Source organism: Nocardia sp. CA-129566, from assembly GCF_050956075.1.
Classification (GTDB): domain Bacteria; phylum Actinomycetota; class Actinomycetes; order Mycobacteriales; family Mycobacteriaceae; genus Nocardia.
The window spans coordinates 1279585-1299190 of record NZ_CP192085.1 but is presented as its reverse complement, the minus strand read 5'-3'; the positions used below and the strand labels follow the sequence as shown (position 1 = coordinate 1299190).

Here is a 19606-nt window from a genome sequence, read left to right as displayed (position 1 = left end):
AAGATGTCCGATATCACGACCGCCGACGGAGTTGTCCGCGGTTACCGCGGCCGCCGTGTGCTGCGCTGGCGCTCACTGCCCTACGCCGCCGCACCGGTGGGTGAGCTGCGATTTCGAGCGCCGCAGCCGGTGCGGCCGTGGACCGGTGTGCGCGAGGCGACCACCTTCGGATTCGCCGCGATGCAGCACCGCACCGGTGCGCGGATCGGACCGCGCCGGTACCAGCCGACCAGTGAAGACGCCCTGACACTGAATGTCGTCGCACCGATCGAACCGTCCGCCACGCCGCGGCCGGTCATGGTGTTCATTCACGGCGGCGGCTATCTGATCGGCACCTCGGCGCTGAGCCTGTACTCCGGGGCCCGGCTCGCGGTGCGCGGCGATGTGATCGTGGTGTCGCTGAACTACCGGCTCGGTGCGTTCGGATATGTCGATTTCGGTGAATTCGGTACGCCCGAGCGGCCTTTCGAGGCCAATCTCGGGCTGCGCGACCAGGTCGCGGCGCTGGAGTGGGTGCAGCGCAATATCGCCGCATTCGGCGGAGATCCGAACAATGTCACCATTTTCGGCGAATCGGCGGGCGCACATGCGGTGCTGTCGCTGCTGGCGACGCCCGCGGCCAAGGGGCTTTTCCATCGCGGCATCGCGCAGAGCCCACCGGCCGATTGGGGTATGTCGGCCGAGGATGCGCGCGCCTTCGCCCACCGGTGCGTCGAAGCGCTCGGCGCCACCCCCGATACCGCGGCCGAGACGCTGATCACGGCCGGTGCCAACGATATTCGCCGCGCGGTCGACAAGACGAGCGGGAAAGTGTTGCGGGAGCGCCCCGGGCTGTTCCCGATCGCGCCGGTCGTCGACGGCGAGTACCTGACACAGTCGCCGATCGACGCCATCACCAGCGGTGCCGCACACCAGGTTCCGCTGATCATCGGCACGAATCGCGATGAGGGCACGCTGTTCGCGAGATTCGCCGATGAACTGCCGACCACTCCGTCCCGCATGCACGCCCTGCTGACGCGCGCGGGCGGCGCGGAACTCGAATCCCGGGTGATCGCGGCCTATCCCGGCTATCCCGATGCGAGGGTCGCCGTTCGCGCCGGTGGCGATTATGTCTTCTGGCGCCCCTCGGTCACCGTCGCGGCGGGCCACAGTCGCTACGCCCCGACCTATACCTACCGCTATGACTTCGCACCGCGCGCATTGCGGCTCGCCGGTATCGGCGCGACCCACGCGACGGAGCTGATCCCGGTCTTCGGCGCCGCCGACTCCCCGTTCGGCCGCGCCATCACCGCGGCGGGCGGGCGGCGTGGACTGGCATCGGTCACCCACCAGTTCCAGGACAACTGGCTCGCGTTCGCCCGCACCGGCCGACCGCTGCCATCCTGGCCCGCCTATACCGAAGACCGGCGCACCACCTTGATCATCGACGACATCACCCGCTTGGAGAACGATCCGGATCGGGCCAAACGCATTGCCTGGCAAGGAATCCGGGTGCCGACACTGATCTGACGCGCTACTTGAGCAGACGCGACATGCGGCGGTCGGCCAATACCTTCCCGCCGGTCTGGCAGGTGGGGCAGTATTGGAACGAGCGCTCGGCGTAGGAGACCTCGCGAACGGTATCGCCACACACCGGGCACGGCAGGCCGGTGCGGGCGTGTACCCGCATGCCGGAACGCTTCTCCCCCTTGAGGCGTGCGGCGTCCTGGCCGACGGATCGCTGGACCGCGTCGGTGAGCACCGAACGCATGGCCTCGTACAGGGCCGAGATCGTTTCCGCCGACATGGTTTTGGTGTTGGCGAACGGGGAGATCTTCGCCGTGTGCAGAATTTCGTCGGAGTAGGCATTGCCGATGCCCGCGATCAGTGCCTGGTCCACCATGGCGGTCTTGATGCGTTGCGATGCGCCGCGCAGGATTTCGCCGAACTGGTCCTCGGTCACCGCCAGCGCGTCCGGGCCTAGGCGCGCGATACCGGGCACCAGCTTCGGATCGTCGACGATGTACACCGCGAGGCGCTTCTTGGTACCGGCCTCGGTCAGGTCGAATGCGGGTGTCATGCCTTCGGGGGTGAAGAAGTGCACCCGCAGCGCGAGCGGACTCTTACCGCCCGGTTTGGGTGGCGTCTGGCTGGGCTCATCGATCCACCGCAACCATCCGCCGCGCGACAGATGCGTGATCAACCACAGCCCGTCGCAATCCATCCCGAGGAATTTCCCCCATCGGCCCGCATCGGTCACATCGCGCCCGGACAGCGCCGTCACCGGCGGATCGAAGGTCTTGACCGCGCTCAGTGCCGCCACATCGACACGCCCGACCACGGCGCCGACCGCGTGCTCCCGCAGGAACTGCGCCAACGCCTCCACTTCCGGTAGTTCGGGCACGATCCTCAGGCTACCCGGACCCACTGACATACGCGCTGTTCATGGACGCCGGTGGAACAAGATCAGGTCGATCGTTTCTCCATCAGCGGATGCCGAGGGGCTCGATCATCAAGCTTGCCGCCATGTACGAGGAGCCGTTGTGGCGGCGCGACGGATTGTCCGGGCAGTCGGCCGCACCGGGGTCACCCGCGACCATCACCATCGATGCCTGCACGGATACCGGGCGACCCGAGATCCTCTGTGTCATCGTCGCGGGGCCCATCGCGCGGCAGGTCGGACAACTCGACGAGGCCGAACGCCGCAAGTCGATACTCGGTGCACTGGTCGAGCGGTTCGGCGATCGCGGGTCGGTGGCCGATCCCTACCGGAGCAACGCTCGGCGGCTGGCTTCGACTGGGCCCACGTGGCCGGTAGCGCATCAGGGTGCGGGTCCGAAGTCGGCATGTGTCTCGGTGGGGGCGGCGAACTTTCGCATGGCCGCGGCTGCCGCGTTGTATCCGCTCATCCCGTGCGCTCCCGGCCCCGGTGGGACGGCGGCCGAGCAGATGAACATCCGGTCCGCTATCTGGTAGGGGCGCAGGGTGATGCGCGGTCCGCCGAAGAGCAGTTGGTGAATGTTCTTGTTGCCGGTGAGGATGTCGCCGGCCACATAGTTGGGGTTGTAGGCCTGCATAGCGGTGGGGCCGACCACGGTGGTCGCGACGATGCGGTCCCGGAACCCGGGTGCGAACCGCTCGACCGCGTCGAGCAGTGCGTCGGTGGCGTCCTCCGAATACCCTTGTGGCACATGAGCATACAGATCTATGGGGTGTAGGTTTCCGCGTGATCGGGTGGGGTCGGCGAGGTACTGCTGTCCGACCACGATGAAGGGCCGGTCGGGCAGCCGGCCTCGATGGATTGCGCGTTCGGCACGGATGACATCGGCGGCGCTGCCGCAGACGTGCAGGCTTCCCGCTTTGCCGGCGTTGGGGTTGGTCCACGGTATGCCGCCCTCGACAGCCAGACTGACCTTGTAGGCGGCGGGCCCGTGTCGGAATCGCCGGTACGCTCGGGAGACCCGCGACGGCAGCCGGTCACCGGCTATGTCGGCGATCGCGGCCGGGGCGAGATCGAACAGCATGAGGTCGGCTGGCGGCAGTTGATCGAGCGACTCGACCCAGAGGCCGGTCTCGATCTTTCCACCCAGATCTGTCAACGCGGCCGCCATGGCGTCCGTGATGGCGCGCGAGCCGCCCACCGCGACCGGCCACCCGTAACGATGGCCGGCGGTGGTGATGCCGAGACCGATTGCCGCGGACAGGATCCGGTGCTGTGGTTGCCAGCCGTGCGCCATATTCCCAGCGAATAGCGCCCGTCCCTGCTCGGTCCGGAACAGCCGTCCGAGCGCGGCGGCGGGGATCAGGGTCGGGATGCCGAATCGCGCCAACCGCAGCGGATGTGACGGTATCCGCAGGAGCGGTCGCATAAAATCGGTCGCCAGCAGCTCATATCCAGCGGAGGGGCCGGCGAACAGGCGCCGCCAGATCGAGCCGTCGGGGCCCAGGCCCGCGGCGGTGTCGTCGACGGACCGGTGCAGCACTCCCGCTTTTCCGTCGTCGAGCGGGTGCACGCAGTCGATTTCCGGCCACGCCCACTCCAATCCGTATCGGGCCGCATCGATTCCGGTCAAGAACGGCGACCCGACGGCCATGGGGTGGGCCATCGAGCAGTGGTCGTGCAGCAGCCCGGGGAGGGTGAGCTCACCGGAGCGGGTGCCGCCGCCGATAGTGGCCGCACCCTCGAGCACAGTGACGTCGACGCCGTGACGGGCCAGCGTGACGGCGGCGGCCAGTCCGTTCGGTCCGGAGCCGACGACGATCGCCGTGGTCATCGCACACGCGCCGAGGGCAGAGCCCGGGTGTCGGCGCGGCGGAGCGGATGCACGGGGAACGGATCGCCCGGCTCCGGCCACGGCTGGCGCGCCAGCATGTCCTCGACCAGCACGTAGCCCTCCTCCACGACTCCGGTCCTGGCATCGACGATGCGATATGCCTGGCGTTGCCGGTGGATGGGCTGGGATTCGAGAACGACGATGCGCACCTCGCCTTCCTCGAACTGGCAGCGACGCTGCAGCGCTGCCAGCAATTGTTCGTTGTGCAGGTGCCCTTCACCGAAGTTCCAGCCCAGCAGCGGGCCGGCGACAATCTCTCCGTCGCGGATGGCATAGTCGGCTTCGTTGTCGACGGCCCGTGCGATCAGACCGTTGAGCGCCCGGCCGTGGGTGTGCATCGATCGCCAGCCCATCCCACTCTGGATCAGGATGTCGGCGATCTCGGGGCCGTACAGCTTGGTCAACTGAGTGATCGGCAGCGCGGCGCTCTTGGTCACCTGCTGCTCGAGCTTCAGCTCGGCGTCCCCACGGAAACACCAGGCGCTGGTGGCCCAGTTGCCGGCGTAGTAGCGCATCGATGTCAGGAACGAAACCCATTGCGGCCGAACATGTCCGAGGATGACGACGAGTGTGGAGAACAAGATCAGCGCGAGCACCAGCGGAGACCGAAGCCCCGAGACGTGGAGGTAACCGTAGTGTCCGAACAGGTAGAACAGGCTGAAGATGAAGAAGATGTTCCATTCCAGCGGCACGCCCATCGGCACGGTGGAGATGATGTGCAGGTGGAACACCGCCATGAAGATGATCGCCGCCCAGGTCAGCGGGCCGCCGTGGCCGAGGAAGACCAGGTAGGCGGGAACCAGGTATTCCACCATGGTGCCGCCGTGGGCCAGCAGGGCCGGGATCCGTGACGGGCGCAGGTCCTGCGGCGGGTTGCGGTACATCTTGCGCTCGAGCCATTTGATCCGCATGACCGGGCTGTTGCTCATCATGACCGCTACCACGTGCCCGAAGTGATGGTTGAGCTTCGAGGTGGCCGCACCCCACCACAGCGCCAGCATGACCAGCTTGAATCCGATCACCATGTCGGCGAACGGGACGAAGAACATCAGCAGCATCAACAGGTAGTGCTCGGACCGGGCAGCCAGAAACACCGTCTTGTCCCGCAATCCCAGCACGCCGAGGGCGACGACCAGAGCGACGACGACCGTGGGATCGAGCAGGCCTACGTAACTGCCGTCCACGGGCGCAGCGCCGTGACCGGGGGCGAGCAACGCCCAGATTCCGGATCCGAGGACGACCGCATACAGGGCGACGTCGATGATGCCGCGCTCGTCACCACGGGTGAACGGCACCTTCCCCGGCCACGGCGGCAGGCGCAGGGTGCCGGGGCGCAGGAAGTACAGCAGCCCGCCGATCGGCGGCAGGAATCGCATGGTGAGCGGCCCGAAACCACACCCGAACCCGAGGATTTCGAACAGCAGGGTCCACACGACCAGTTTCTGGTAGACGATCGGCTCGGTCCACCACGAGGTGATCTCGGCGAACGCTCCCAGTCCAGGAGTCAGCGAGATTACCGCCGCCGCGCCGAGAACGTACAGGGCGCACTTGACGATGTAGAGCAGGTAGACGGCATAAGGGGTGCCGAAGCCGTGCTCGACCCAGTGTTCCGCGACCGTGCGGAGCCGTTCGCCGCGCGGGCGAGTCTTCCAATCGGCGTAATCGATATTCGGAAGATCAGGTTTTGTGAATCCCATGGCAGATGTCTTTCGAGATGGAACGGAGGGGAGTCAGAGGGGTGCGTCGATCGAGCGGGCGCGCAGAGTCCGCTTATCGATCTTTCCGACGGGGTTCTTCGGGATCTCCTCGACGGTCACGATCAGTTCGGGAAGCTTGTAGCCGGCCAAGGTCTCCCGTAGCAGATCGAGCAGCTGTTCCGGCTCGATCGCGGCGCCATCGCGATAGGACACGAAGGCGATGGGTACTTCGCCGTAGACAGGGTGTGCTCGCCCGATCACGGCGGCCTCGAGCACCTGCGGGTGGGTGTAGATCGCGGACTCGATCTCCTTGGGATAAATGTTCTCGCCGCCGCGGATGATCATGTCCTTGATGCGATCGACCAGGGTGAGGTAGCCGTCGGCGTCGATGCGACCGACATCTCCCGTGTGCAGCCAGCCATCGACGATCACCTGCGCCGTCTCCTCGGGCCGACCCAAATATCCGCGCATCACGGTCGGGCCTTTGATGACGACCTCGCCCACCGATCCCGCACCGAGAAAATTGCCGTCGCTGTCGACGATGGCGATCTCCTGCCCCGGCAGCGCGATACCGACGGTGCCGGGTTTGCGGACACCGTCGAGCGGATGGCCCGTGCTCGCGCACGTCCCCTCCGACAGGCCATAGCCTTCGTAGATCGGGACACCGTAGCGCTGCTCGAACCGGGCGAGCAGTTCGACAGGCATCGGAGCCGCACCGCACAGGGCGAACCGGACCGAGGAGGTATCGGGCCGGATCTCGTACGGCAGCGCCGACAGCATGGCGTAAATGGCCGGCACCGCAGAGAAATAGGTCGGCCGCGCCGCCTCGACCCTGTCGAAAAAGGTCTGCGGCGAGAACCGGCCCGCGACAGTGGTCTGGCCGCCGGCGAGCAGCGGCGAGAGCACGCTGACCACGATGCCGTTGACGTGGAACAGCGGCAGAATCAGCAGGCTATGGTCCTCAGCGGTCAGCCGCATGCCGGCGACCATCGTCTCGGCCATCGCCATGATGTTCGCGTGCGTCAGCTCGACGCCCTTGGGGCGTCCGGTGGTACCGCTGGTGTAGATGATCAACGCCAGCGCTTCGTTCGAGAACTCGGTCACCTCCGCGTCACCGACGCGGCCTTCGTGCCGATCCAGCTCTGGCACCGAAAGCCGCTGCGGTACATCGACTTGGCCGGACTCGCCGTCGTCAGCGCAGACCAGTACGCGAGCGCGGGAATCGTTCAGCTGATATTCCACCTCGGCCGAGGTCAGCGACGGGCCGATCGGCGTCGCAGCGGCACCGAGCCGCCAGGCCGCGAACAATGCCACGATCAATTCGAGCCGATTGGGCAGCATCACGGCGACAACGTCGCCGACACCGATCCCGGCCTTCGACAACCGATCGGCGTACTTCTGCACGAGGTCGAGGAACTCGGCGTTGGTGATCCGCCCCATATTGTCGTCGGCAAGACAGGGGTTGGCGGGGAACCTTCCGGCGCGTACATCCGGGAGGGCAGCGAAGTGCATGTCGATCTCCTTGCTAACGCAGTAGCTCACTTGTGGTGAATGCCACGTTAAGAAGGCGATGTGACCTGGACCATATAGCGCGCGCATGAAGAAATCGGCGCGATCGTGCGCGCCGCACAACGGAGGTCTCAGTCACCCACCGACTGCAGCACTGTCGACCCCAGCCAGCGGCACGCCAGCAGGGCGACTTCGACGTCCAGCCGTCCCTCCCGCAGTGAATGCCCCAGTACCGCCTCCACCTTCCGGATCCGGTACTGGACGGTATTGCGGTGCAGTACCAGCCGCTCGGCCGTTGTCTGGAAGCTGCCATTGGTGTCCAGGAAGACACGCGCCGTCTCGCGCAGCTCTGCCGTGGCATCGTCGTCACGCGCCAGCGACCCAAGGATTTCGCCGATCCACGCCCGCGTAGCGGCCAGATCCGAACACATCAGCGCGATCGGCCCAGCCTGTGCCGAACAAGACACCGACGCGCGCTGCGGTGCCGGTGCGGACATCGCGACCACCTGCGCTTGAATCGCCTGGCGATGGGTCAGTCGGAAGCCCTCCAGCCCCGCGGCAGTTCTGCCCGCCGCCACCCATGTCGCCCCCGGAGTACTCACCGCGGCGGGATCCACTTCGAGTTCCGGTTGCGGGAGCCACGCCCACAGGGTCGATTCGTCGGCCGGGATCAGCAGAGGTTGTCCTTGGCAGGACACCTGATCGGCGATGGTCGTCACCACTTGTTTTGCCACACGCAGTTGATCGACGCCCGCGTCGGACCAGACGACCAGGCCCAAGTGGGTTCGGTCGAGCCGATATCCCAGGGCGCGCTCGCTGTCACCCGGGTCGACACGCTGTCCGGACAGGATCGAGCGCACCCGAGCGGTGCGGACGGCCATCTGGTTCTGCAGCCATCGGTCCCGCTCGTCCTGGTAGGCGGTCGCGACTTGTTGGGAGACGCGATCGGTATAGGCGAACGAGCGGTCGTTCATTTCGGCCACCGCCGCTGTGACCAGGTCGAGGTCGTTCGTCGCCGCGGTGATCTCACCGAGCATGTGGTCGTTGAACAATCGCTGCCCGATGCGGTACGCCCGCAGCAGCGCGGCGATCGAGGTGCCACGCTGGGCCAGCCGACGGGCGTATTCCAACGCCTCCGCCGGCGCATCGAGCTCACCGATGTCCAGCCCGAGTTCGTAGATATGCAAAGCGATCACGACGTTGCCGGTGACGCTGGCCCGCAGCAATGACTCCACCCGCCTGTCGCCACGCAGCTCCGGCTCGATCTGGAGCATCTGCTCCGTCAAACGTTCGGACAAGGCCAGCGCATGCCGGCTCAGTCCGCCCGCGATCCTCGCGAGCAGTTCCGCGGCGTCGCTGTGCATGTTCACGATCGAGCGGGCCCCGGCGGACTCGACCTCCGACTGCCCACGATCCGTAGCGCAAGGTCCGCGTAATAGTCACCGATGTCCTCCGGTGACCAGGAACCACCCTCGTGATACCAGCGCGCGATATCTATTCCCAGCGAAAGCAGGGCGGTCGCGGCCATGTGGGTATTCGAGTTCTCGAACACCCCGGTGGCGACACCTCGCTCGATCGAGCTCCGGACCTCCCCTTCGATCGCGCGCCGGGTTTCCTTGATCTCCTGTTGATGTTCTGGGCTCAGAGCGGCGAGTTCATAGTTGATGATCCGCGCCACAGTGTGGGTGCGTGCGTGATGGATCGCGAATTCCCGCATCGACGCGATCAGTTGGTCGGCGGGGTCTTGTGCCGAAGCGATGGCAGCGCGAATACGCTCCAAGGTGTCCAGGTGACCGGTGCGCGAGATCTCGTAGAGCAACTCTTCTTTGGAGCGGTGGTACACGTAGATCGCCCCCGTGCTCACCCCGGCGATCGACGTGATGTCGCGGGTCGTCGAGCCGTGGAAGCCGCATTCAGCGAAGGCAACCACCGCCGCGTCGAGCAGCCGCGCCCGGGTCTGGTCCGCGCGCGAGAGGTCCTCTGTATCGGTCACCTGGACAGTATGGCTCTACCCAGCGAGCACGAGTTTGCCGGTGTTGGCACCGGTGAACAGCATGTTCAAGGTTTCACCGAGACGATCGACACCGCCGTCCACGACATGTTCCCTGCTCTTGATCTTGCCCGCGGCCAGCCGATCGGAGATCTCGGCGACGGCCTCACCATAACGATCCGCGTAGTCGAAAACGCTGCAGGACGTTCTCCTGCCGTTAGTCGATAGCGGCGTCGAAGCCGAGTTCCTCGGTCAGCATCCGGCATTTCTCGGCGCCGCCCGCGATCCCGATCACGTTCGCGCCCTTGATCTTTGCGATCTGACCGGCGAGCTGCCGACGGCGCCCGCGGCCGCGGAAACGACCAATTCGACGATGAACTGGCCTATGCGGCGCGTTTGCTTCATGGCCGACCTGGTGACAGTGGTCGACCTGCTTCGCGCCACCGAGCACTCCCACATGTTCGCTGTGGCGGGCGTGGGTTTCGATGCGTACCGCGGGCGATGTGGACGTGGTCTGCCTGGGCACTGATCGTGATCACCCGGCTGCGGACCGTGGACTGAAGCTATGCCACGACCACGCGGGTGAAGTGGTCGCGATGGTTTTCGGTCCATTCGCGGAAGGAGCGTGGTGGGGTCGCGGTGATCCGCTCGACGGTGGGATGTACAACCGAGGTGAATGCCTCCAGTGCGGTGGCCCGCAGCGCCATGATGGCGTCGGCCATCTCGTCCGGTACGCCGTGGTCGATGACCGACCGGCGGGCGGCGGCGGGTGCGACCTCGACGTAGCGCAGCGGTCGGCCGAGTACGTCGGCGAGGATGCCGGTCTGCTCGCCGGGTGAGAGCGGTTCCGGTCCGCTCAGTGTGTAGATCTGCCCCTCGTGACCGCTGGTGGTGAGGGCTTTCGCGGCGACCGCGGCGATATCGTGCGGATCGACCACGGCGATGCGGCCCTGGCCGAAGGGCGCGTAGACCGCGCCGTGGTCGCGAATGGAATCGGCCCAGTGCAGGGCATTGGCCATGAATCCCAAGGGGCGCACCATGGTCCACGCGACCCCGCTGTCGCGGACCGCCCGTTCACCGGCGCGGTGCCAGGTCGGAATCGGATCGGTCGCGGTGTCGTCGCCGGTGCGACCGGATGACAGCTTGACCAGGTGCCCGACCCCGGCGCGGGCCGCCGCATGCGCGAGATTCGCGTCGTGGGTGGGGATTTCGGGTCCGCTGGACAGCAGGAACACTCGATCGACACCGCGCATCGCAGCGGCGAGGGCATCCGGATCGCCCAGATCCGCGCGCACCACCTCGACACCGTCGGGCAGTCCGGTGGTATCGGGCCGCCGCGTGGTCGCCCGGACCGACACTCCCGACGCGAGCAATTGGCCGACCAACTCGCGGCCTACGGTCCCGGTCGCTCCGGTCACCAGAATCATCGACTTCTCCTTCGTCGATCGGCCGGGCTCCGACGAGCCCGTGACACGGTCCACCTTCGACAGCAGTGCCGAAACAAACCATCGACCGACAAAGATCAGCGGATACTTTCCATATCCTGCCTGGGTATGAAAGATATTTCCATGCTCGATGACGTCGACCGCGGCCTGATCCATGCACTGCACATCGACGGGCGCGCACCGTTCAACAAGATCGCGGCCGCCCTGAACGTCTCGACGCAAACCGTCACCCGCCGCTATCAACGCCTGCGCGCCACCGCCGGACTCCGCGTGGTCGGCCTCGCCGATCCGAGCCACGCCGGGCACACCCAGTGGCTCGTGCGCCTGACGACAACCACCGCCACCGGTCAGCACCTCGCACATGCGCTGGCCCGCCGCCAGGACACCTCCTGGGTCAAGATCACCTCGGGTGGCACGGAAATCCTGCTGGTAGTGAATATTCCGCGCGATGCCGCCGCGTCCGGCTCGCTCCTGCTGCGGGACCTCCCCCGCGCCGCTGGCATCACCGCCGTCTCGGCCCACTACGTCCTGCACACCTACCTCGGCGGCCCGACCGCGTGGCGCGGTCACACTGCCGCACTGGCCGAACACCAGCGAAATCACCTGCGGCCGAACCGATCCGACCCCGCACCGCGCCGCGGCCTCGCCGACACCGACGCCGCACTGCTGGCCGCACTGCGACAAGACGGCCGAGCCACCCTGGCCCGGCTCGCCGCCGCGACCGGCTGGTCCCAAGCCACCGTCACCCGGCGACTCGCGGAGCTACGGGCGGCCCAGGCGATCTTCTTCGATGTCGAACTCGATGACGCCCACTTCGGCGCCACCACCCAGGCGCTGCTGTGGATGTCGGTGGCGCCGGCGCACCTCGACCGGGTGGCGACCGCGCTCGCCGACCATGACGAACTGGCCTTCGTCGCCGCCACCACCGGCCCGACAAACCTTGTCGCACAAGCGATGTGCCCCGATCCCGAGGCACTGCACCGCTACCTCACCCAGCGCCTCGGTGCGCTCGAAGCCATCCACGCCTTGGAGACCACGCCCGTCCTCGTCACGGTCAAGGCCGCTGGGCGTCTCCCGCACCCGGACGCAGCAGGTAGACGTCCATGATCCACCCCTTGTCGGCACGCAAACGCGTCCGGCGCTCGACGATCTCCTTTTCCACCTCGCGCAGCGGCCCCTCGATCAGCGTCTCGTCGGGCATGCCCAGATACGCACCCCACCAGATGTGCACATCGTCGCCGGGCACCTCGGTGAACGAACAGTCACCGTCCAGCATCACCACCGTCGAACCGCCGAGCCCGTCCTCGCGCAGGCGGCGCCCGGTGGTGACGTGCACCGGCTCGCCGATGCGATGCACCACCATCCGATGCCGAGCGGCCAGCGCCTGCACGCTGGTGACACCGGGAATCACCTCGTAGTCGAAGCGCTGCGCACCGCGATCCAGCACGCGCTCGATCATGCGCAGGGTGCTGTCGTACAGCGACGGATCACCCCAGACGAGAATGCCGCCGACACCGTCGACCTGGGCAAAGGCATCCTCGAGCAGTGCCGAGCGGCGATCGTGCCAATCCTCGACAACGCCCTGGTAATCGGCGGGCGCCCGGTCGCGCGGCGGATCGGCGATCTCCACGATGCGATAGGGGTGATCGAGGTGTTCGGCGAGGATCGCTGTGCGCACATCGACCAGTTCCCGCTTCTCGGCACCCTTTCCGATGACGAAGAACACCTCGACCTGCCGCATGGCCTTGATCGCCTGCACCGTCACCTGGTCCGGATCGCCCGCACCGATGCCGATCACGTAAAGCTTGCGCATGGCCCGAGCTTGCCAGGTGCGGGGGTGAGTAAGCTCGCCAGGCGTGGCCAACAATGCTGATACCCAGTACGAGGATCTGCTCCGACTGGTCCTCGAATCCGGCACCGCGAAGGCGGATCGCACGGGCACCGGCACCCGCAGCCTGTTCGGCCATCAACTGCGCTACGACCTCGCCAAAGGCTTCCCGCTGATCACCACCAAAAAGGTGCATCTGAAGTCGATCGTCTACGAGTTGCTGTGGTTCCTGCGCGGCGATTCCAATGTGGCCTGGTTGCACGAGCACGGCGTCTCCATCTGGGACGAATGGGCCGATCGCCATGGTGAACTCGGCCCGGTCTACGGCGTGCAATGGCGGTCCTGGCCCACGCCGAACGGCACCCATATCGACCAGATCGCCGAGGTGCTGCACACCCTGCGCACCAATCCGGATTCCCGGCGCATCATCGTCTCGGCCTGGAATGTGGCCGAGCTCGACAAGATGGCGCTGGCACCGTGCCACGCGTTCTTCCAGTTCTATGTGGCCGAGGGCAAGTTGTCCTGCCAGCTCTACCAGCGCAGCGCGGACCTGTTCCTGGGCGTGCCGTTCAATATCGCCAGCTACGCGCTGCTCACCCATATGGTGGCGCAGCAGACCGAGCTCGAGCCCGGTGATTTCATCTGGACCGGCGGCGACTGCCACATCTACGACAACCACGTCGAGCAGGTCACCGAGCAGCTGACCCGCGAGCCGTATCCGTTCCCGACACTGAACCTGCGGCCCGCGCCGACACTGTTCGACTACGCCTACGAGGACGTGGAAGTGGTCGGCTACCAGCATCACCCGGCGATCAAGGCACCGGTAGCGGTGTGACCGATCGCGTCATCGGCCTGATCTGGGCGCAGACCCCGGATGGGGTGATCGGCTTCGAGAACACCATTCCCTGGCGCGTGCCCGAGGATATGGCGAACTTCAAGGCCGTCACCATGGGGCATCCGGTCATTATGGGGCGGCGGACCTGGGATTCCCTGCCGCCCCGATTCCGTCCGCTCGACGGCCGCCGCAATATCGTGGTGACCCGCCAGCCCGACTGGTCGGCGGCGGGCGCCGAACGCGCCGCCGCCCTTCCCGACGCATTGGCCAGCTGCGCACCGGATGACGTCTGGATCATGGGCGGTGGCGAAATCTACCGGGCCGCCATGGATTTCGCGACCGACCTGCTGGTCACCGAGGTGGACACACATGTCGACGGCGATGCCTACGCGCCCGCCATCGGCCCGGAATGGCACGCCGAGGACACCGCCCCGTGGTGCGAGTCGACGTCCGGCCTGCGGTTCCGGATCCGTCGCTACACCCGCACCTGAGCCGAGCAACCGGCAAAGCGCCAGCATCGTTCATTCGCGGTCGCACGCCACCGTCCGATCATCGGATGGCAGCAAATACGCCGTAAACCGGCCTGGCGGTCAAACCGGACACACGTCACCCGCCGGTCGGGCATACTCCTGGATATCAGCCCGTGTCACCAGCCCTGATTCGGCTGATTGCTTCTGCGAAAGGCGGTCCATGGACAAGAAATCGCTGACTGCGGTCGCACGCCAACAGCTCAAGTTGGCCGCTACCGCCACGAGCGGGCGCAGTTCGCAAACCATCTACGGCGGTCATGCCAATGCGCTGCGGCAGACCGTGGTCGGTCTCTCGGCGGGCCAGAGTCTGGCCGAACACGATAATGCGGGTGAGGCCACGCTGCTGGTACTCAGCGGCACACTGACCTTGATCAGCGGCACCAACGAGTGGAAGGGATCGGCCGGGGACCTGCTGGTCGTGCCGAAGGCGCGGCACAGCGTCAAGGCGGTCGACGATGTCGCATTCCTGCTGACAGTCGCCAAGTAGTAGCCGACAGGCCAGCACCGCCTGTCCGGTATGTCGGTGCCGGGCTCTAGTCTGGAGCCCATGGGTGCGCCGCAGTCGATCTTGGAACCGCTCACACCGGCCGCGATCTTCCTCGTCGCCACGATCGACGAGGGTGGCGAAGCAGCGGTACGAGACCTGCTCGCCGATCTCCCCGGATTGCGTCGTTCGGTGGGTTTTCGAGTGCCCGGCGCCGGACTCACCTGCGTCGCATCGATCGGCTCGGCCGCGTGGGATCGTCTGTTCGGCGGGCCGCGGCCCGCCGAATTGCATGAACTGCCCGAATTCGTCGGCGCGGTGCATCGCGCCCCGACCACCCCCGGCGATCTGCTCTTCCACATCAAGGCCGAAACCCAGGACGCCTGTTTCGAATTGGCGATGACGATCGGTGACCGGCTCGACGGCGCGATCACCATCGTCGACCAGACCGTCGGGTTCCGCTATTTCGAGCAGCGCGATCTGCTCGGCTTCGTGGACGGAACCGAGAATCCGGAGGGTTCGGCGGCGGTCAGCGCGGCCGTCGTGGGCGATGAGGATCCGGACTTCGCGGGCGGCAGCTATGTCATCGTGCAGAAGTATCTGCACACCATGGCGCAGTGGCGGGCACTGTCGGTCGAGGAGCAGGAGCGGGTGATCGGGCGCACCAAGCTCGACGACTTCGAACTCTCCGATGCGGACAAACCCGCGAATTCGCATGTCGCGGTGAACACCATCACCGATGCCGATGGCACCGAGCGCAAGATCGTCCGCGCAAATATGCCCTTCGGCAGCGTCAAGGACGGCGAATTCGGCACCTACTACATCGCCTACGCGGCCACGCCGAGCGTCACCGAAACCATGCTCTCCCGGATGTTCGTCGGCACGGAGGCGGCGGCCTACGACCGCATCCTCGACTTCTCCCTAGCGGTGACCGGCACCTTGTTCTTCACGCCACCCGCGGACTTCTTCGACGACCTTCCCGCAGCGCCCGGGGCCGCCGCGGAAAAGCGCGAGGAATCTTTGTCGCCCAACGGCGTTGGCACTATCGGTTCTCTAGGTATCGGCACGTTGAAAAGGAGCAGTCAGTCATGAACAACCTCCATCGCGAACTCGCGCCGATCACCTCCGAGGCATGGAAGGCGATCGAACAGGAGGCGACGCGCACCTTCAAACGGCATATCGCCGGTCGCCGGGTGGTGGACCTGTCCGGACCGCACGGAACCGACTACTCCGCGGTCGGACTCGGCCGCACCACCGCGATCGCCGCGCCCGATGAGGGTGTGCAGGCCCGCCAGCGCGTGGTCGCGCCGTTGGTCGAACTGCGGGTGCCGTTCACGCTCTCGCGCGAGGAACTCGATGACGTCGAGCGCGGCGCCAAGGACACCGATCTGGACGCGGTGAAGGAGGCCGCACGCCGGATCGCCTTCGCCGAGGACCGGGCCATCTTCGAGGGCTATCAGGCGGCGAATATCACCGGTATCCGGGCGAGTTCGTCCAATGCGCCGATCAAGCTGCCCAGCGATCCGCGGCTCGCGCCGGAGGCCGTCGCCCAGGCGCTGAGCGCGCTGCGGTTGGCGGGCGTCGACGGCCCGTACTCGGTGCTGTTGAGCGCGGACCTGTACACGGCGGTCAGCGAGACCTCCGATCACGGCCACCCGATTCGCACCCATATCGAACGCCTGATTCCGGAGGGCGAGATCATCTGGGCACCGGCCATCGACGGCGCGTTCGTGCTGACCACCCGCGGCGGCGACTTCGACCTGCAACTGGGCCAGGATCTTTCGATCGGCTACCTCACCCACGACGGGCAATCGGTACAGCTCTACTTTCAGGAGAGTATGCAGTTCCTGGTCTACACCGGGGAAGCCGCGGTCGCGCTGGAGGCCTGAATGCGCCGGCCCACCCGCATCGGGAAGCCACCGGTCATCCGTACCGGCTAGGTTTGTGCGGGCAAAGCAGGAGGTCGAGATGACGATGGTGCGCGCGGGCGTGGTTCCGACCCGGCGGGCAATGCTGTACGGGTCGCTCGGGATCGCGGCCACCGTGCTGGTCTGCAGTGCGATCGTCGCCGGATTCGGGCTCAACCGGGTCTTCACCGGATTGCTGGCCGGTGCGGTGGCCGGCATCGCACTGCTGGTCTCTTTGTTCGGCAGGGACGTCGTCGTGCTCACCGAGGGGGCGATCTACCGGCGCACCCCGTGGCAGGAATCCAGTATCGACTGGGAGCGGGTGGTGGCCGGACGATTCACCCTCGACGAGCGGGCCCGCTGGTCGCTGGCGCTGGATCTGACCGGCGGCGACGAGCGCCACGGCGAACTCGTACTGCTGTCCATCCCGCCGGTGCGCCGGCCCGTCTCCGGCGCGTACGACATGCGCAAACGCGAGCAGGTCACCGAGATTCGGGCGATGCTGCGGCATAAGCGCGTGCCGGTGATGGTGCTCCCGGAAATCGCCGGTGCGCTGCAACAACATTGGCGGATCGCACCGCCGACCCACTGACCGAAGGCGGTCGCATACCCCGAGACAGGGCGCGCCGAGGTCGTATACCTTGGCAGATGTGTCGATGATGAAGGGCGCCAATGTCGTGGTGCCGATGTCTTCAGTCCGCGTCGAGCTGGGGTGGCAGTCAGGTCAAGGGGTTCCGGACGCGGATGCCTCGGCACTACTACTCGTTTCCGGGAAGGTGCGCTCGGACAACGACTTCGTCTTCTACAACCAGCCGAATCATCCGTCCGGCGCGGTGCGGCACGAGGGGAAGCGGCAGGGGACGACGGTAACGGACACGCTGGCGGTGCATCTGTCGCAGGTCGAACCGCAGATCGACACGATCGTCATCGCGGCTTCCGCGGATGGCGGCACCTTCGGGCAGTTCCGTGGACTGTATGTGCGGGTGTTCGATGCGGTGAGCGGTGCGGAGGCGGCGCGCTTCGACAGCCCGGGTGCCAGTTCCGAGACCGCGTTCGTGCTCGGGGAGTTGTATCGGCGGCAGGGCGCGTGGAAGTTCCGGGCGGTCGGGCAGGGGTATGCGACCGGGTTGGCCGGGCTGGCTACCGATTTCGGAATTTCGGTTGATGATGCGGGGACCGGGCAGCAGTCGAGTGCGCCGTCGCATATCCCGCCGCAGCAGCCGAGCACGCCGGCACCGGCACCGGCACCGCAGTACACGCCGACACCGCAACAGCCATACACACCACCAGCCGCAGCGCAACAGCAGTACCCGCCGCCGACACCGCAACAGTCCTACACACCTCCGCCCCCACCGCAACAGCAGTATGTGCCGCCGCCAACACCGCAGCAGCCGTATGCACCACCAGCTACTCCGTACACCGCGCCCGCGCAGCAGCAGTACGCGGCACCGCCGCCCTATCCGCCTCCGGCTCCGCCCGGGTTCCCGCCGAATCCGGTATCCCAGCCTTACCCGGCGAGCCCGACGCCACAGCCTTATCCGCCCGACCCGACGCCACAGCCATACACACCCAGCCCGGCGGCACAGCCGTACGCGCCGCCGACGATGCCCCACCAATTCACCCCGCCGCCTGCGGGTTCCGCGTCGACGGGCGCGCCGGTCAGCCTCGGCAAGGTGTCGCTGACGAAGGAATCGCCGACGGTCTCGCTGACCAAACACGGCGCGACGGCGGGCACCATGCGGGTCAACCTGAATTGGACCACCGCGCAGACCGGCGGTGGCGGTCTGTTCGGCCGTAAGCGCGCCAGCAGCCTCGACCTCGATCTCTGCTGCTTCTTCGAATTGGCCGACGGCAGAATCGGATCGGTTCGGGCCCTCGACCGTTCCTTCGGCGCACTGGATCGGCCGCCGTTCATCCGGCTCGACCAGGACGACCGGACCGGTGGCAGCGCGACCGGCGAAAACCTCGATATCAACCTCGACTACACCGCGCAGTTCCGCCGGATTCTGGTCTTCGCCTCGATCTATGAGGGCGCGAACAACTTCCAGGGCGTGCAGTCGACCGCCACGCTGTACCCGCGCAATTCGCCGCCGATCGAAATGATCATCAGCGGCTGCCACGACGATTCCCGCGATGTGATCCTGGCGCATATCGAGAATGTCAACGGTGAGCTGATCGTGCGCCGCGACGGCACCTTCATCCGGCCGCCCGCGGGTCGGCCCGGCGGCGGCGTCCGCGAGATCGCGCGAATCTACAACTGGGCCTTCGAGTTCCAGGCGACCCGGGGCAAAGACTAGGTGGACGGAAAGTCCTGACCCGCAGGCGGTTCAGGACGCCAAGTGCTGGAGGAGTTCGTGTGCGTCGGCGCGGAGTCGGTCCAGATCGCCGGACCAGCCGAGCATTCGCATGACGGCGTCGGGAATGGCGCGTTCCGCGTGCGCGGGCGCGCTGCCCGCGTCCGAGCGGATATTGATCACCGTCTCGACGAGCCGGAAGGGCAGGCCTTCGGCCCCGGGAACGCCCGCCTCGGCACTGACCGCCGCCGCCAAAGTCTCGTAGTGCCCGCGTAGTTCGTCGCGGCGCAGCCGGAAGGCCGCGAAGCGTTCGGTGCGCAACTCCGGTAGCAGATACAGCGCACCAAGATTCCAGTGCGCCGCGCACAGCTGGCGCACATCGAACCAGGCGAGCGCGTACAGCCTGGTGTGCGCGGGTTCGGGCACCTCGCGCAGGCGTTCGGCGAGTTCCAGTGGACCCGCGATGGTTTCGGCGAGCAGTGCGTCGAGGATGTCGTCCTTGGCGGCGAAGTGGTGGTAGAGCGAGGCCTGCCGGATCCCGACCGCATCCGCGACCGCGCGGGTGGAGGTATTGGCATAGCCATTGGTGGTGAACAGCTCGCCAGCGGCGTCGAGGATCTCGTCGCGCGGCGTCCGACCGCGACGGGGCCGCTGGTCGAGACGGGGACGGCCGGGACCGAGATTGGGCACGACGCCATTCTGGCATCGTGTCCAGTACGGCCGTCCGCCGCCATAGCGATCAGACCGGTCTGGTCATTCCGAGCCGATCGCCGA

At 66.6% G+C, this 19606-nt stretch carries 18 protein-coding genes and 2 pseudogenes; 10 read left to right on the top strand and 10 right to left on the bottom strand.

What is annotated here, in order from left to right; genetic code table 11:
- Window positions 1–3: 3 nt before the first annotated feature.
- On the top strand, window positions 4–1509 hold the full coding sequence (locus tag ACQP0C_RS05855; RefSeq protein WP_433731266.1) for a carboxylesterase/lipase family protein: 1506 nt from the start codon (window positions 4–6) through the stop codon (window positions 1507–1509).
- A 4-nt stretch (window positions 1510–1513) separates the two neighbouring features.
- Here ACQP0C_RS05855 and ACQP0C_RS05850 read toward each other — a convergent pair whose 3' ends face one another.
- Window positions 1514–2383, bottom strand: a complete 870-nt coding sequence (locus ACQP0C_RS05850; RefSeq protein ID WP_433731264.1) for an Fpg/Nei family DNA glycosylase — start codon at window positions 2381–2383, stop codon at window positions 1514–1516.
- A 68-nt stretch (window positions 2384–2451) separates the two neighbouring features.
- Here ACQP0C_RS05850 and ACQP0C_RS05845 point away from each other — a divergent pair.
- Window positions 2452–2725: pseudogene (locus ACQP0C_RS05845) on the top strand (monoamine oxidase); the annotation flags it as partial.
- A 76-nt stretch (window positions 2726–2801) separates the two neighbouring features.
- Here ACQP0C_RS05845 and ACQP0C_RS05840 read toward each other — a convergent pair.
- From ACQP0C_RS05840 to ACQP0C_RS05810, 7 genes and pseudogenes are all read right to left on the bottom strand, one after another.
- Window positions 2802–4253, bottom strand: a complete 1452-nt coding sequence (locus ACQP0C_RS05840) for a phytoene desaturase family protein (RefSeq protein ID WP_433731262.1) — start codon at window positions 4251–4253, stop codon at window positions 2802–2804.
- On the bottom strand, window positions 4250–6010 hold the full coding sequence (locus tag ACQP0C_RS05835; protein WP_433731260.1) for a DUF3556 domain-containing protein: 1761 nt from the start codon (window positions 6008–6010) through the stop codon (window positions 4250–4252). Before ACQP0C_RS05835 ends, ACQP0C_RS05840 begins: the two co-directional genes overlap by 4 nt.
- A gap of 33 nt (window positions 6011–6043) precedes the next feature.
- Entirely contained in the window at window positions 6044–7522 is a 1479-nt protein-coding gene (locus tag ACQP0C_RS05830) for a class I adenylate-forming enzyme family protein (RefSeq protein WP_433731258.1), read from the bottom strand.
- 128 nt (window positions 7523–7650) lie between these two features.
- Window positions 7651–8883, bottom strand: coding sequence for a PucR family transcriptional regulator (locus ACQP0C_RS05825; RefSeq protein WP_433731256.1), 1233 nt, complete (start codon window positions 8881–8883; stop codon window positions 7651–7653).
- Between the two features lie 2 nt (window positions 8884–8885).
- Window positions 8886–9512, bottom strand: a complete 627-nt coding sequence (locus ACQP0C_RS05820; RefSeq protein WP_433731254.1) for a TetR family transcriptional regulator — start codon at window positions 9510–9512, stop codon at window positions 8886–8888.
- A 15-nt stretch (window positions 9513–9527) separates the two neighbouring features.
- Window positions 9528–9875, bottom strand: a pseudogene (locus ACQP0C_RS05815) (zinc-binding dehydrogenase); the annotation flags it as partial.
- A 197-nt stretch (window positions 9876–10072) separates the two neighbouring features.
- Complete coding sequence (locus ACQP0C_RS05810) at window positions 10073–10936, bottom strand: SDR family oxidoreductase (protein WP_433731252.1); 864 nt, start codon at window positions 10934–10936, stop codon at window positions 10073–10075.
- Between the two features lie 126 nt (window positions 10937–11062).
- Between ACQP0C_RS05810 and ACQP0C_RS05805 the strand changes: the two genes are divergently transcribed.
- On the top strand, window positions 11063–12061 hold the full coding sequence (locus ACQP0C_RS05805) for an Lrp/AsnC family transcriptional regulator (protein WP_433731250.1): 999 nt from the start codon (window positions 11063–11065) through the stop codon (window positions 12059–12061).
- Here ACQP0C_RS05805 and cobF read toward each other — a convergent pair.
- On the bottom strand, window positions 12009–12767 hold the full coding sequence (gene cobF / locus ACQP0C_RS05800) for a precorrin-6A synthase (deacetylating) (protein WP_433731248.1): 759 nt from the start codon (window positions 12765–12767) through the stop codon (window positions 12009–12011). The genes ACQP0C_RS05805 and cobF overlap by 53 nt on opposite strands.
- Window positions 12768–12810: 43 nt before the next feature.
- Between cobF and ACQP0C_RS05795 the strand changes: the two genes are divergently transcribed.
- The 7 genes from ACQP0C_RS05795 (at window position 12811) to ACQP0C_RS05765 (ending at window position 18835) form a co-directional block, all read left to right on the top strand.
- Window positions 12811–13617 carry a thymidylate synthase gene (locus tag ACQP0C_RS05795; protein ID WP_433682611.1) on the top strand — a complete coding sequence of 269 codons (807 nt, stop codon included), beginning with the start codon at window positions 12811–12813 and terminating at the stop codon, window positions 13615–13617.
- Window positions 13614–14108, top strand: a complete 495-nt coding sequence (locus ACQP0C_RS05790) for a dihydrofolate reductase (protein ID WP_433731246.1) — start codon at window positions 13614–13616, stop codon at window positions 14106–14108. The genes ACQP0C_RS05795 and ACQP0C_RS05790 overlap by 4 nt, the downstream gene beginning before the upstream one ends.
- Window positions 14109–14307: 199 nt before the next feature.
- Window positions 14308–14634, top strand: a complete 327-nt coding sequence (locus tag ACQP0C_RS05785) for a cupin domain-containing protein (RefSeq protein WP_355176414.1) — start codon at window positions 14308–14310, stop codon at window positions 14632–14634.
- A gap of 60 nt (window positions 14635–14694) precedes the next feature.
- Window positions 14695–15723, top strand: coding sequence for a Dyp-type peroxidase (locus ACQP0C_RS05780; protein ID WP_433731244.1), 1029 nt, complete (start codon window positions 14695–14697; stop codon window positions 15721–15723).
- Window positions 15720–16520, top strand: a complete 801-nt coding sequence (locus tag ACQP0C_RS05775; protein WP_433731242.1) for a family 1 encapsulin nanocompartment shell protein — start codon at window positions 15720–15722, stop codon at window positions 16518–16520. The genes ACQP0C_RS05780 and ACQP0C_RS05775 overlap by 4 nt, the downstream gene beginning before the upstream one ends.
- 79 nt (window positions 16521–16599) lie before the next feature.
- Window positions 16600–17130 carry a hypothetical protein gene (locus ACQP0C_RS05770; RefSeq protein WP_433731240.1) on the top strand — a complete coding sequence of 177 codons (531 nt, stop codon included), beginning with the start codon at window positions 16600–16602 and terminating at the stop codon, window positions 17128–17130.
- Between the two features lie 64 nt (window positions 17131–17194).
- Window positions 17195–18835 (top strand): TerD family protein, encoded by a 1641-nt coding sequence (locus tag ACQP0C_RS05765; protein WP_433734450.1) that lies wholly within the window; start codon window positions 17195–17197, stop codon window positions 18833–18835.
- A 30-nt stretch (window positions 18836–18865) separates the two neighbouring features.
- Here the strand turns inward: ACQP0C_RS05765 and ACQP0C_RS05760 are convergent, their stop codons facing one another.
- Entirely contained in the window at window positions 18866–19522 is a 657-nt protein-coding gene (locus ACQP0C_RS05760) for a TetR/AcrR family transcriptional regulator (RefSeq protein WP_433731238.1), read from the bottom strand.
- Between the last annotated feature and the right edge of the window lie 84 nt (window positions 19523–19606).

Bases quoted from the DNA above. Each gene is read 5' to 3' on its own strand.
- cobF (WP_433731248.1), bottom strand. From the start codon at position 12,767: ATGCGCAAGCTTTACGTGATCGGCATCGGTGCGGGCGATCCGGACCAG.
- ACQP0C_RS05830 (WP_433731258.1), bottom strand. From the start codon at position 7,522: ATGCACTTCGCTGCCCTCCCGGATGTACGCGCCGGAAGGTTCCCCGCC.
- ACQP0C_RS05775 (WP_433731242.1), top strand. From the start codon at position 15,720: ATGAACAACCTCCATCGCGAACTCGCGCCGATCACCTCCGAGGCATGG.
- ACQP0C_RS05780 (WP_433731244.1), top strand. From the start codon at position 14,695: ATGGGTGCGCCGCAGTCGATCTTGGAACCGCTCACACCGGCCGCGATC.
- ACQP0C_RS05835 (WP_433731260.1), bottom strand. From the start codon at position 6,010: ATGGGATTCACAAAACCTGATCTTCCGAATATCGATTACGCCGATTGG.
- ACQP0C_RS05805 (WP_433731250.1), top strand. From the start codon at position 11,063: ATGAAAGATATTTCCATGCTCGATGACGTCGACCGCGGCCTGATCCAT.
- ACQP0C_RS05840 (WP_433731262.1), bottom strand. From the start codon at position 4,253: ATGACCACGGCGATCGTCGTCGGCTCCGGACCGAACGGACTGGCCGCC.
- ACQP0C_RS05810 (WP_433731252.1), bottom strand. From the start codon at position 10,936: ATGATTCTGGTGACCGGAGCGACCGGGACCGTAGGCCGCGAGTTGGTC.
- ACQP0C_RS05825 (WP_433731256.1), bottom strand. From the start codon at position 8,883: ATGCACAGCGACGCCGCGGAACTGCTCGCGAGGATCGCGGGCGGACTG.
- ACQP0C_RS05785 (WP_355176414.1), top strand. From the start codon at position 14,308: ATGGACAAGAAATCGCTGACTGCGGTCGCACGCCAACAGCTCAAGTTG.
- ACQP0C_RS05765 (WP_433734450.1), top strand. From the start codon at position 17,195: ATGATGAAGGGCGCCAATGTCGTGGTGCCGATGTCTTCAGTCCGCGTC.
- ACQP0C_RS05855 (WP_433731266.1), top strand. From the start codon at position 4: ATGTCCGATATCACGACCGCCGACGGAGTTGTCCGCGGTTACCGCGGC.
- ACQP0C_RS05770 (WP_433731240.1), top strand. From the start codon at position 16,600: ATGACGATGGTGCGCGCGGGCGTGGTTCCGACCCGGCGGGCAATGCTG.